Below are 12,707 nucleotides of genomic sequence, written 5' to 3' on the forward strand. Positions count from 1 at the left end.
ATGCAAACTCTGTGGAGGAAGATGCAACGGCTCCAGTTCTCGGCAACGTTATTACAACCGGACCAGGCAGCGATACCTTAGGTGCCGATTCTCCAACCCTGGTCACTGCCATTGCAGCAGGTGCTGTGACCGGAACTGTCGGAAGCGCCCTTGCCGGTGCATACGGCACCCTGACTCTCAATGAAGACGGCAGCTACAGCTACCAGCTTGATAACAGCAACCCGGATGTACAGTCGCTTGACGATGGTGACACCATCCAGGATGTCTTTACCTACACCATTACTGATGCTGATGGGGACGAGTCTACCGCTACCCTTACCATCGATGTAAACGGCAAGGAAGATGCCCCGGTAGCAACCAACGATGCTATTCAGATAATAGAGGATATGTCCAATACCACTGACTTATACACTTTAACTCTTAACGATTTCGGTACCTACTCAGATATAGATGGTGACGTATTAACAGAGATTCGAATAGACAGCTTACCGACCAATGGAGAACTTCTTCTCAATGATGTACCGGTAACATCTGATCAAGTCATAACCGTTGAAGACATTAATAACGGCAACCTTCAATTTGATCCAACGGATAACACTGACGTTGACAGCAGCTTTACCTTCAGCGTCAATGATGGTTCCCTCTGGAGTACTGAATCCTACACCACAACCATTGAAATTGAAGCCCTGGCTGATATGCCTACTGTGGATATCACCGCCGAAAACTCTTTTGATCAGGTAATAAATTCTGGCAATCTTACACAGATTGATCTTGGTTTTACAATTGAGGCCTTCGATAAAAATGGCAATCCAACAACGTTCAGTCACAACACAAGCCCCGAAGGCTTTGGTGTTACAGGGGTCTCTTCAGGAGCCAATAGCGAACTCGGATACGATTCTGCTTCGGGTAAGTCTGAATCTATTGTGGTGAGTTTTGATGAGGCCATATCCTCTGTGGATGTTTCTTTTGCCTGGCTGAGTGGAACTGAGACCGTCGGCTACACCTTTTACAATAATGGGGTAGAAGTTGGCTACGGAACAGAAGAGTATGGAAGTGATGGCGTAGATCCTGCTGTTACGTTGCAGCCAGACACAGGTGTGTTATTCGATCAGATAGTCTTTGATGCACCAGGAGTCGGTGACGATTATCTCATTCACTCTATTACCTTTGAGAGAACCGAGACCATTGACACCTCAATAACCATTAATGAATACGAGTCTGTTGGGCTGGATATAAGTTCCGCTCTTACCGATACGGATGGTTCTGAAGAGCTTACGTTAACCCTTGAAGGTATGCCAGTAGACTCCGTTCTTTCAGATGGAGTTAACAGTGCAATCTCAAGCGGTGAGGCTGATACGATAGATATAACCGGTTGGGATTTAAGCAACCTTACCTTGACTCCAGTTCTTTCCGGATCAGGTAACACAACTATTGAACTTACCACAACAGCTACTGCCACAGAAATAAGTAACGGCAGCAGTGCTTCTGCGACTGATACCATTTCCATTAATGTTATCACCTCCATTGAAGCTACCTCTGATACGGGTACCGTCTATGAATCTGGTCTAGATGTTATTGGAACTGATTCAGACAGCGATACAGAGACAACAACGGGCAATTTACTCAGCAACGACCGCAATCTTGACACCACAACCGTCATTTCCCAGATCGCAAGTAATGGCAACGTGGCTAATAATGCAACGGATGGGACCTTAACAGTCTCAACCGAGCATGGCACCATTACCGTTTACACTGCAGCGGTTGATGGTCATACTGCCGGCGACTATGTATATACCCTTACAGAAGTAACTGACGGAGACAATGTAACAGATACGATCAGCTACACAATTGATGATGGTACTGGAACCTTGAGTACCACGGATTTAACCATAAACATCGTGGATGATGAGCCTGTGGTTACGTCTCAAACAGCATCAATTGAACTCGGAACCATCTCAACCAATCTTATTATTATTGCCGATAGATCCGGCTCGATGAGTGGAGATATTGATCTAGAAGAAGAAGCAATTGAAGACCTTGTTGACTCCTACCTCGTCTATGGAGACGTGAATGTCAACCTCACGACCTTTGCTGCCAGTGCATCTAATTCCGGCTGGGAAGAAAACGTTGACAACACCTATTCTGTAAACATGAGAGCAAGTGGGACCACAAACTATACTGAGGCCATGGAACTCGCAATGACCAGTGCAATGACAGGCACCCCCACTGCGACCCAAACCATTGTGTACTTCATGTCCGACGGACAAATATATGGCACAAGCAATGAACAAACCTTCTGGAATGACTCAGACACAGACGGTTTAAGTGATTTACTTGTGGAGTGGAAGCATTTCATAGAAAATGAAACCGATATGCTCTTTACCATCGATATGGGTGGTGCTGCGGGGGATGACCTTGATGCTGTTGCGCTTCAAGCCGATGACTTTGCTGGAACAAGTACAACTTACGGTGCAAGTTCCCTTATTCCTGATTCCATTGATAATTCAGGAGATGTCATTGTAGTGGAAGACCTTAACGACTTGGCTGATGCCCTCATTACCACCACAGGGCTTTATGGTGAAGTTCTTGGGGATACACTGACAGGGTCACTGGTTAATTATGGTGCAGATGAGGGTAACATAAGCCAGATTGTAGTGGGAGACGAAACATACACCTATGACGGATCACAAATCGTTGATTCTTCCAACAACGTGGTTTCCGACTCAAGCTCCCTTGAGGGAGTCGAAACGAGTATCAACGGTGTTACTTTTGCAATAGATCTGGAGACGGGTTCCTACATCTATTCCATCGACCAAACAGTTTCAAGGACGGAGTTCCATACTGAAGACCTGGGCATTCAGTTCACTGATGGTGATGGAGACACAGCTTCTACAACCTTAACCTTTGAAATTAACCCAAGTCTTGCACCTGTTGCCGCTACGACGGCGATGACAACCATGGCATTCTCAGATGACGTCCTTGACTTTAGTGCTATAACTGCGGCAGATGCGAGCTCCAGTGATGATTCAACCGATGCCAGCACAATAACGGTTAATCAAGTTTTAGATACCAGCGACCCACTTTTTACAGATCAGAATCCAGATGACACACCTGCTGATTCGACCAGCACAACAGACACTGAATCAACAACCACTAATACTGACACCTCTACCACTGATACTGACACCTCTAGCAGTACAGGTTTATTTTCAGAAACAAGCGTCGATACGACAACAACAGGTACCGAGGACACAAGTGTCGCTCCGGCAGTTGTCATAGACACTGACATTTAACCCCAACAAAAAAGCCGTTGGTTCTCTTAGAACCAACGGCTTTTATTTTTATCAAACTGAGCACGACTACAAGTCTGCAACTCAGGTAAGACACCTCACATCATTGTCTCTCAACTTCCATTATTCTCAAGCCAGTGTAAGTCCCAGCTCTAAGCGATTACGTACTCCTGTCTTCTCATAAATTGAACTCAGGTGTGCTTTCACGGTACGTAAACTCACAAACATCTTTTCAGCAACTTCTTGATTTGACAGTCCTTTTGCAACATACAGGGCAACCTCCTGCTCTCGTTTACTCAGGAGATGCAAAAGCCGTTCACGTGAGGCACTGTTATCTGTATCCCTGGTCTGGCCAACAACATCTATTAATTGAGAGATGATCGATGGTGGGAGCCATATCTGCCTTTCTTTAACACTATGAATCGCCTGCAAAAGATTGGATAATCGCATTTGCCGATTGCCATAACCTCGAATACCAAGCTGAAGAGCAGCAAATGCCTCTGGAAAAGCAGGAAGCGTGGCAAGGGCAATCACAGGGCAGGTAAACTGCTTTCCGACCGATACATCAAAATATTTTAAATCTACAATTGCAACATCACAGGATGGTGTTTCGGTTTTTTTCAAAGCCTCGGCATCAGCTACCGTAACAACATTTCCAGGGCCAAAACTATCGCTAAGTTTTGTAAGCAGTGCCTTATCTTTACTGCAACATAATAAAAGCATCATCTTTCTCGCAGAGCATTGTCTTTCGCCCTGAGTATTGGTTTCATTAAATACTGCATCACCGTTTTTTTCCCGGTAATTATATCCACCTGGGCCGTCATTCCGATAATGATATGCTTTTTATTATCTTCAGACCCTAAGTAATTTTTCTCACTTTTTACCCGAACTAAATAGAATTCTTCTCCTTTATCGTCAGTAATAGTATCTGCGCTAATATGGGTAACCTCTCCTTCAAGCCCACCATAAATTGCAAAATCATAGGCTGTAAATTTTAACACGGCCTTTTGTCCCGGGAAGATAAAAGCGATATCCGATGGTTTGATTTTTGTTTCGACAATAACGCTTTTATCTATGGGCACAATCTCCAGAATATCCATCCCCGGCTTCAACACCCCACCGATTGTGTTAATAAGGAGTTGCTTTACGGTACCATCCACAGGAGACTTTACACTGGTTCTTGTCACCCTGTCCTCTATGGCTACCTGCATATAATTAAGCCTGTCAATTTCAGCCACCACTGCATTAAGCTCTTCAAGGGCCTTCGATTTACGGGATTCTTCAAGTTCTTTTATTGTCTGCTCTGCCTCAATTATTTGCAAACCTAATTTTTCAATTTTTTTTGTAGTCCTATCTATCTCCTGCTTTTTTTCCAAAGCTTTCTGATCCAATTGCAGGAATTCAAGCTCGGAGATGAGATTTTTTTCTCTGAGGGGCAGGCTCAACTCAATCTCCCGGTTTATCATCTCTTTACTGGCCTTAAATGATTTCAAGTCCTGCTGTGCATCTGACAACTCAATCTTTCTCTGCCGAAGTTGCTGTTCCAAGACTGATCGTTGATTTTCATATTGCCTGAGCTGAGAGGAATATAACCTCTTCTCGTTTTCCATCAGAAGAGCCATCTGACTATCACCGTCAAGCTCCTCCATGGAACTGGTAATATTGGCTTCTGCGCGCAAACGGCTTGATTTCGCCAGGAGCTCATTTATTTTAGAGGCACCCTCTCCGTAGGAACTGCCAACCCCTGTGTCATCAATGGTGACCAATATATCACCAGTCTCGACGTACTGACCTTCAAACACATGAATCTCCTTGACAATGCCACCTTCAAGGTTTTGTACGACCTGGATCTGACGGGATGGAATCGTCCTGCCAATTCCTCTGGTTCGCTCGTCTAGCTCCGCAAAATGAGTCCAGGTACCAATAGCAATCACTACCAGACAAATTACATAGAACACACTGTTCAGCTTCGAGGTATTGCTGGCAAGCAAAGCGCCGCTGAGACTGTTCATGAACTCAATATCTTTCTTGCTGTATTTACTGCCTGAAGCCATGAAACTGGTTGCGATCGAACCCTTGCTTTCAGTCGAAACAGGCTGTTTGAGATCTTCGCTCACAGACTCTTTCCTCCAAGTTTAGCAAGTATTTCTTCCTTGGGACCATCCATGACGAGGACACCGTCATTTATAACCAACAGTCTGTCAACAATAGTGAGGATCGATGGTTTATGGGTTATGATAATGGCCGTCTTCCCTTTCGTCTTCTCCTCAAGATTCTTGATGACCTTCATCTCGGTGTTGTGGTCCATTGCGTTAGTCGGTTCATCCAACAGGATAATAGGGCTTTCTCGAATAAATGCCCGGGCTAAGGCAATGGATTGGCGCTGACCACCCGAGATATTCAGCCCTCTTTCTCCAACCTGAAGGTCCATACCAAGAGGATGCCGGTCAGTGAGGGCATTGACAACTCCAAAGGTTGAGGCCTTCACAATTTCAGCATCCGTTGCATGGGGAGCAGCAAGAGTGACATTATCCCGAACCGTCCCTGAAAAAAGGGTCACCTCCTGGGGGACATAACTGTAGGCAGACCTGAGGTCTACTGGATCAATCTGTTTAATATCGAGATTGTCGATAAAAACAGCACCATTCCCTACTTCGTAAAAGCCCATCAGAAGAGCACTTATCGTTGATTTTCCCGATCCCACCGACCCTACAATTCCAACACGCTCTCCTGCCTTGATTTTGAAGTTGATCCTTTTTAACGCCTGTTTTTCTTCGCCTGGATAGGAAAAATCAACATCTTTAAACTCGATGTCACCTTTAAAATCAGGCCTTCTTATAAAACGTTTACCTGCCGGCCTTTCTTCTTCCTTGGCCATCAATGTGTTAAGGGATTGAAGACCTATTTTCATCTGTTGGTAATTGGTGAGAAGCGATGCAGCCTGCGTCCATGGTGCAATAGAGCGACTCGCTAATATATTTACAGCGATAAGACCTCCCATCGTCAGCTCACCGTCTTTAATGAGATACACCCCGACAACAATCACCAGAACCGAGCAGAATTGGGTGAGAAAAGCCGAAAGGGTTGAAAGCGAACTGAAGCGAATCCTCGAAAGCAAACTCTTTGACGCTATTTCCCCAGTGGACTCCTCCCAATGCCATTGAACTGTACTGCTTGCATTAAAAGCCTTAATGGTCACCAGATTGGACAATGATTCGACAAGAATACTGTTCCTTTTACCAATTGCCTCGTGGGTGTTATCCACAATCTTTTGAATTACATTTTTCACCGGGATGGTCACAAGAAAAAGCACACATATGACTGAAAGAGGAAGTATAACCAGAACCGGATGAATGGAATAAATTACAATCAAAAAAATCAGTGAGAAGGGTAAATCAATAAAAGCAGTCAGAGCACTTGACGCAAAAAATGAACGAATCCCATCAAAATCGCGGATGTTGCTCGCAAATGCACCAACAGAACGTGGCCGCTCTGCCATCTTTATATTCATGGCATGCTGAAAGAGAACAGATGAAAGGATAATATCACTCTTTTTCGCCGCAGTTTCGAGCAGAAGAGTTCGAATAAATTTTAACATCAGGTCAAAACTATAAATAAGACCAATGCCTATAGCCAGCACCCACAGAGTATCTATGGCATTATGGGGAATAACCCGGTCATAAACGTTCATGGTAAACATAGGCCCTGCTATCACAAACAGATTGATGAACAGGGTTGCAAGCACAACACGGGCGTAGATGCTCCTAAATCGGTACATCGTCCCGAAAAACCAGTTGCTGGGCCGAGCCTCTGACACCTGGCTCAGTAAATGCTCCCGCCCATGACCCTCGTATTGTCTTTTCAGAAAAAATACATAGCCAAGGTACTCCTCTTCCAACTTATCTAAGGATATGGTTCTCGGCGAATCATCAATGTTTGGTATAATTACAGTAGCGCGTCTTTCTTCAACCGAGATTTCAGTAAGGACACAGGCACTACCGTGCTGAAGGATAAGGATTGCTGGAAGAACAACCGAAGGAATAGAGGTGATCGGACGCTGCTGCAGACTGGAATCAAACCCAGCCCTCCCAGCGGCTCTGGAAAAATTGGAATTGGAATGTTTCGTACTAAACAGCCTTTGTTTTTCCTCTGTTGGATCAAAAGGAAGCCCTTCCACCAGAGACTGGGCCGAAGCGGGTTTATTATCAAGCTTGGTCATGGTGACCAGACACAATAGCAATGGATCAAGGTCTAGATTTTCACTCATTATTGTTGGTTACCACCCCATGATATAAAGAACCCCTTGAAGATTAGCAAGTCACCTCACTAACCCTTCAAGGGGGAATTAGCATAAAAAGCCTCTTGTATATTAATTTAACGACAATCAGTTACTATTGTCAAACACCACACCCAATTAAATTTACCAAGAAAGCACTATCCGTGCAGGTAGCTACACTTAGGTATTGTTAAACTTTCTCTATTGAACAGTGATCTCCACACGACGATTCATTGCCCGTCCTTTTCTACTGTCATTGGTGGCTCTGGGATTTTCAATTCCTTTTCCAACAGCTGTTATCTTTGATTCATCAATACCTTGCTGAATAAGAAGTTCCTTGACAAGGTTGGCCCGCTGTTCGGAAAGTTTCATGTTTTCAATGGTGTCATTGTCTGACGCCGTATATCCTTCAACAACAACCGTTGTAACAGGCCGACTCAGAATTCTTGAAGCAAATTCCGTCAATTCGGCCCTCGCATTTTCGGTGAGTAACTGGCTGTTTGCCATTACCTCTAGGGTCAGTTGCATATTTGACTCATCGACACTCACGCTTGGCTTTTTAACAGTCGCACTGGCAGGGGCTGAATAATCGGCAGTTGTAATATACGGCGTAATAAGCATTGCGTCTTCGTGTGGATAACCGGTCTTGCCAGCATCATCTTTTTCACATCCAGAAGATTTGACTGTGAGGCCATCTTGTGTGTTATCACATTGATCGACGGTATCAAGTGCTATATCTTTATCTCGGTTAGCATCAAGTATCTCATATTCTTTTTTCTCATATTCAGCGGGATCATCCTGTTCTGCAGGTAAGGTCAACATCCCGCGCAAACCGGTATCATGCTCGGCAAGCAGGACACCCGTAGCCTGCATGATCTGATACAGGGAGGTCAGGTACGAGTATCTGGACTGAGTGAGAGACATCTCTGCATCGGTATACTCATTTTCCATGTTCAATAGATCAAGCAGGGTTCTGCGACCAACGTAATACTCTTCCTTAAACGCTCCGAGGGTTTTTTGGCTTAACTGGACATGCTCACTTAAGTATTCTTTTTTGAATTTTTCAGCTTCCATAATGTTCCAGGCGAGTCGCACCGTCTCGTTGACATTCCTACGCTCAATATAAGACCGCTGATACTCTTTTCTCATGGATTGCTGATCTCGGGCCGTTGCCCCCTTTCGATATCCTCCGTCAAATAAAACATAACTCAACGTCAGATATGCCCCGCTCTGGTTCGTTTCTCCTTCTTCACCACCGGTATCTTCTCTGTACTGACCCTTCAGTTCAAAATCCAGGCTGGGGTAATAGGAAGCAGCAGATTTTTTATAGGAATACCTTGTTTTCTCTATATTATACTTTGCGATTTTTAATGCCGGATGTTTTTCAAATGCAACCTGCACGGCATCGGGCAGTGATGAGGGTAGGTCAACCGTAGGCTGAGGTTCGATAAATTGTCCAGGTTCAAGGACCCTTCCAAACAATCGATGAAAAGAAACAAGGGCCTGGTTGAGATCCTGTTGTCGGGAAATATAATTCCCCTTAGAGAGTACCAGGCGAGACTCAGAGTTATACAGTTCTGACACCCTATTAAAACCGGCTTCTGTCTTCTCCCGAACCTGGCGCATGATTCGCTCTTGGGTTAAGGCGTTTTTTTCTGCAATATCGAGGAGTTCCCTCGATTTTATTACATTTATATACGCCTCGGCGATATCAAGATACCTTCGGTTGGCAACATTTAACACCTCAAAAGCTGCCGCGTGTATCCTGGCATCCGTTTCCTTTACATAGGCAGATGTCTTGCCACCGTTAAAGAGATTCTGCCTTGCATACAGCGTTGCAGTATTGGCAATCAGATCTTTTTCTTCAAAATCAGTCGGAACACCATCTGTCCGCTCTGGTCCTGTCGAAAGTTCAGCTCCAACTGTGGGGTAATATTCACTTGTTGCAATCGACCGTTCTGCCACTACACTTTCATACTGTTTCAAAGATTCCAGTATTGCAGGGTCAGTTTTTGTTATATCTACAAGGACCTCCTGTAAGCTGACAGGTGTGTCAACTCCCTTATCCTCTGCAAATAACATCGCTGGAATGAGGCCGATCAAAAAAAGAGACAAATAACATCCTTTCTTTATTTCACCAACATAAGATATTGATAACATTATAGTTATTCCTTTTTTTAACTTATTAAGAAACGTGAATTATGACAGCCACAAGGTTATTTAGCCTGGCAAAAATTTTTATCACCCCAGCCCATATAGTCAATCAAACCAAAGTAAAAAATCGGTAAATTTAATTTGTACAGGATATTGGAGCCCCCTAAACTATACGGTACACTACTTCTCCCCCTGTATAACCAGATACAATGTATCTCTGGAACCAGGCATGAGACATTCAGTTGAAACCATCCATACGATTCACAAACAGAGAATCTTTTTTTCGCGATAATGTCAGAACTGTATAAACATCCCTCCAAAAAAGCTGTTAATAATGTAGAATAATTATCTAAAATACAATAAGTGCAACATAAACATAGATAATATACATTCTCAAAAATAACAGTAAAAAAAAGTTCATCCCAACAGATTATTCACATTACATTAAATAGTTAAATAGTTTCTCCGGAAACTTTCCCATAATAACCATTGCAGTGAGCCTGTAACTAAAAAAATAAAATCGTCAGATCAAAATAAAAATTAATCCTGTGGAATATCCATTGTGATGATTAAATTTAGGCGGTAACGACAAACAATTCGGTACATGTCGATGATCACAAAACTAAGAAAGGAGTACACTGGATGAAATTTTTACACACAATGGTACGGGTGACAGACCTGGATCAATCGATTGATTTTTTCACGAACAAACTCGGGCTGGTTGAAACGAGACGGAAAGAGTATGAAGATGGCCGTTTCACCCTTGTCTATCTGGCAACTGAACCAGGGGAGCCGGAAGTTGAACTCACCTACAACTGGGACCAGAAAACAGCCTATTCCGAAGGCAGAAACTTCGGCCATCTGGCCTTTAGTGTTGAAAACATATATGACTACTGTCAGAAGTTGATGGATAATGGTGTCACAATATTAAGGCCACCGAGAGACGGTTACATGGCCTTTATCCGCACTCCGGATCAGATTTCGATAGAGTTTTTGCAGACAGGTGAAAAATTGCCGCCCAGAGAACCCTGGATCTCAATGGAAAACAAAGGCAGCTGGTAAACTAAACGACAGGCGAAAAAACAGAGGTAGAACCAGCCAATAATTCTACCTCTGTCAGCAACTCTTTAATGAAAGTTATAGTCAGGATAAACAGACAACCAGTTTCATACGATCAGCGCTTTACTTTTGCCATAGCACCTTTGACAGAAATTGCATAGGGCTTGTGATCACGAAGAAATTGGGGCAAACTGTTCTGTGCGGTCCGCGCCTCTGCAATAGTGGCATATTCTCCATAAAAAACAAAGAGCGTATCTGAGGTAGATAATTTTTTGAAAATATAAAAATTGCCGGCTTCCCGCCTATACCCCTCTTCTTCCAGCATTTTCTTTAGATTTTCCTCCGCAGTCTCCGACGTAAGCACCATGATTTGTACGGTGTACATATCATCCTTTTTATTCCTGTACCAGGATGCGCCAGCCATCAATCTTTTCTTATATAGCTGATCAATTGAGAACTGCATTTTAGCATCAACTTTCAGCGGCACTTCAGTAACTGGTTCAGCTTTTAAGGTTGCCAGGGTGGTTTTAGGTAAATCCTCAGGCCGTTTCTTCTTTTCGGCATTTCTTAATAATTCCATCACCTCAATTTTCTCTGCAACCTCAAGATCAGCTTCGGGCAGCTCCTTTTCTACTATTGCAATCTTTTCTTTCTTTTTGGTCGCTGTAAACACCAGTTTCTTCTCTTCTTCCACCGGGAAATGTGTTTGGGGATGTGACTGTACTTGATTTTCAACTTTTGGAGCCACGACCACGACCGGTACCTCCTCTACAATCTCAGATGGCTGAGCTTCAAGTTCCTCCTCCGCTAAAGGTCTCTCTTCTTCTGCTTCAGGCTCTACGACGGGTTCCTCTATAGTGACATCATTTTTTTCCTCTTCAACAGGGAATTGAGGTGGCGGGAGTTGTGCAGGACTTACATCAATCTTCTCAGCAACGACCTGTTCCGTTGCCGGTTTTTGCCCAAGTTCAGCATTCTTCTCCGGCCCGGGTTGTAAGAATAGAAAAATGACAGCAAGAACACCAACCCCAATACCTATAAAGGGAAGAAAAGTTCGATATTTAGCCACATTTTTTTTGATAAGGGGAACAATACCGCTATCTATTTTCTCTAAGGCATCATCTTTGACACTTTCAAGTAAAACCATAAATGAAGAATCATCACCATCCTTGTCAACCGCCTCTTCAGCAAGGATATTAGTCATACGGAAATTTCCCCGTCCAACCTGATAGATTTTTTTGAGCACCTCAGAAGTGAAAATTGTATCTCCATCAACATCTGTAAGCTGCGAACTCCGGTGACGAAGGTAGGCCACGGTTTCTTCTTCAGAGAGCGGTTCTATCTCGACATGATGTTCTTTTGTGTTTTTAAATTCACACATGGACAGCTGTTCACAATTCTCCAGAAACGGCTTTCGTCCTGCAAAAAGAACATGAATACGACCGCCTGCAGCTATAATTCTGTCCAGCATTTTGCGAATTCTTTCGAGTGTTGCCAGATAGATATTCTCCGCCTCATCAAATATCAGCAGCAATGGTTGCCCACTCTTAGTCAGGGACAGAGCGATTTCTTCCAGAACAGTCTCAAGACTTTTGGTCTCGTCACCCGTCTGCAGCTCAAGCCCTAGCCCCAAGGCAACAATTCTGACAACATCCTCAAAAGAATCAACGGTTCGTGGAAAAAAAACCGTATTGCAGTTTTGCTGAGGATCATGATTCAGCTTATGACACAACATAGTCTTTCCGCTCCCCTCTTCTCCAGAAAGAACTATCAGAGGAACACCATCGGCAATAGCTGCATTGATGGACAATAGAGTGCATTCCACACTCTCCGCGGCATAATAGTGTGCTAGGTCAATTTCTTCCTGAAAGGGGGACGATACCTGACTGTCTTGATCTATCGAAATATCTGTCATTGTACGAAATAAT

Annotated in this window: 7 protein-coding genes; 2 read left to right on the forward strand and 5 right to left on the reverse strand. The window is 43.8% G+C overall.

Annotated features, from left to right (window positions below):
• Positions 1–3,293 (forward strand): VCBS domain-containing protein (locus tag FCL48_RS23785; RefSeq protein WP_136876431.1); only part of this gene is annotated, 3,293 nt, incomplete at its 5' end.
• A 126-nt stretch (positions 3,294–3,419) separates the two neighbouring features.
• Here FCL48_RS23785 and FCL48_RS23790 read toward each other — a convergent pair.
• The 4 genes from FCL48_RS23790 to FCL48_RS23805 all read right to left on the reverse strand — a co-directional run bounded on the left by FCL48_RS23790 (position 3,420) and on the right by FCL48_RS23805 (position 9,726).
• Positions 3,420–4,016 (reverse strand): response regulator transcription factor, encoded by a 597-nt coding sequence (locus FCL48_RS23790; protein ID WP_136876433.1) that lies wholly within the window; start codon positions 4,014–4,016, stop codon positions 3,420–3,422.
• Positions 4,013–5,407, reverse strand: coding sequence for an HlyD family type I secretion periplasmic adaptor subunit (locus FCL48_RS23795; protein WP_240744952.1), 1,395 nt, complete (start codon positions 5,405–5,407; stop codon positions 4,013–4,015). The genes FCL48_RS23790 and FCL48_RS23795 overlap by 4 nt, the downstream gene beginning before the upstream one ends.
• On the reverse strand, positions 5,404–7,557 hold the full coding sequence (locus tag FCL48_RS23800; RefSeq protein WP_205747817.1) for a type I secretion system permease/ATPase: 2,154 nt from the start codon (positions 7,555–7,557) through the stop codon (positions 5,404–5,406). The genes FCL48_RS23795 and FCL48_RS23800 overlap by 4 nt, the downstream gene beginning before the upstream one ends.
• 210 nt (positions 7,558–7,767) lie before the next feature.
• Positions 7,768–9,726, reverse strand: coding sequence for a TolC family outer membrane protein (locus tag FCL48_RS23805; protein ID WP_136876437.1), 1,959 nt, complete (start codon positions 9,724–9,726; stop codon positions 7,768–7,770).
• A gap of 636 nt (positions 9,727–10,362) precedes the next feature.
• On the opposite strand from FCL48_RS23805, the gene FCL48_RS23810 reads away from it, so the two are divergent.
• Positions 10,363–10,782: a VOC family protein gene (locus FCL48_RS23810; RefSeq protein WP_136876439.1), complete on the forward strand. Its 420-nt coding sequence runs from the start codon at positions 10,363–10,365 to the stop codon at positions 10,780–10,782.
• Between the two features lie 112 nt (positions 10,783–10,894).
• Here FCL48_RS23810 and FCL48_RS23815 read toward each other — a convergent pair whose 3' ends face one another.
• Complete coding sequence (locus FCL48_RS23815; RefSeq protein WP_136876441.1) at positions 10,895–12,694, reverse strand: AAA family ATPase; 1,800 nt, start codon at positions 12,692–12,694, stop codon at positions 10,895–10,897.
• Positions 12,695–12,707 lie beyond the last annotated feature (13 nt).

Source organism: Desulforhopalus sp. IMCC35007 (assembly GCF_005116575.1).
Lineage (GTDB): Bacteria > Desulfobacterota > Desulfobulbia > Desulfobulbales > Desulfocapsaceae > Desulforhopalus_A.

Coding starts and splice junctions, on each gene's coding strand:
- FCL48_RS23815 (WP_136876441.1), bottom strand. CDS start 12,694: ATGACAGATATTTCGATAGATCAAGACAGTCAGGTATCGTCCCCCTTT.
- FCL48_RS23805 (WP_136876437.1), bottom strand. CDS start 9,726: ATGTTATCAATATCTTATGTTGGTGAAATAAAGAAAGGATGTTATTTG.
- FCL48_RS23790 (WP_136876433.1), bottom strand. CDS start 4,016: ATGATGCTTTTATTATGTTGCAGTAAAGATAAGGCACTGCTTACAAAA.
- FCL48_RS23810 (WP_136876439.1), top strand. CDS start 10,363: ATGAAATTTTTACACACAATGGTACGGGTGACAGACCTGGATCAATCG.
- FCL48_RS23800 (WP_205747817.1), bottom strand. CDS start 7,557: ATGAGTGAAAATCTAGACCTTGATCCATTGCTATTGTGTCTGGTCACC.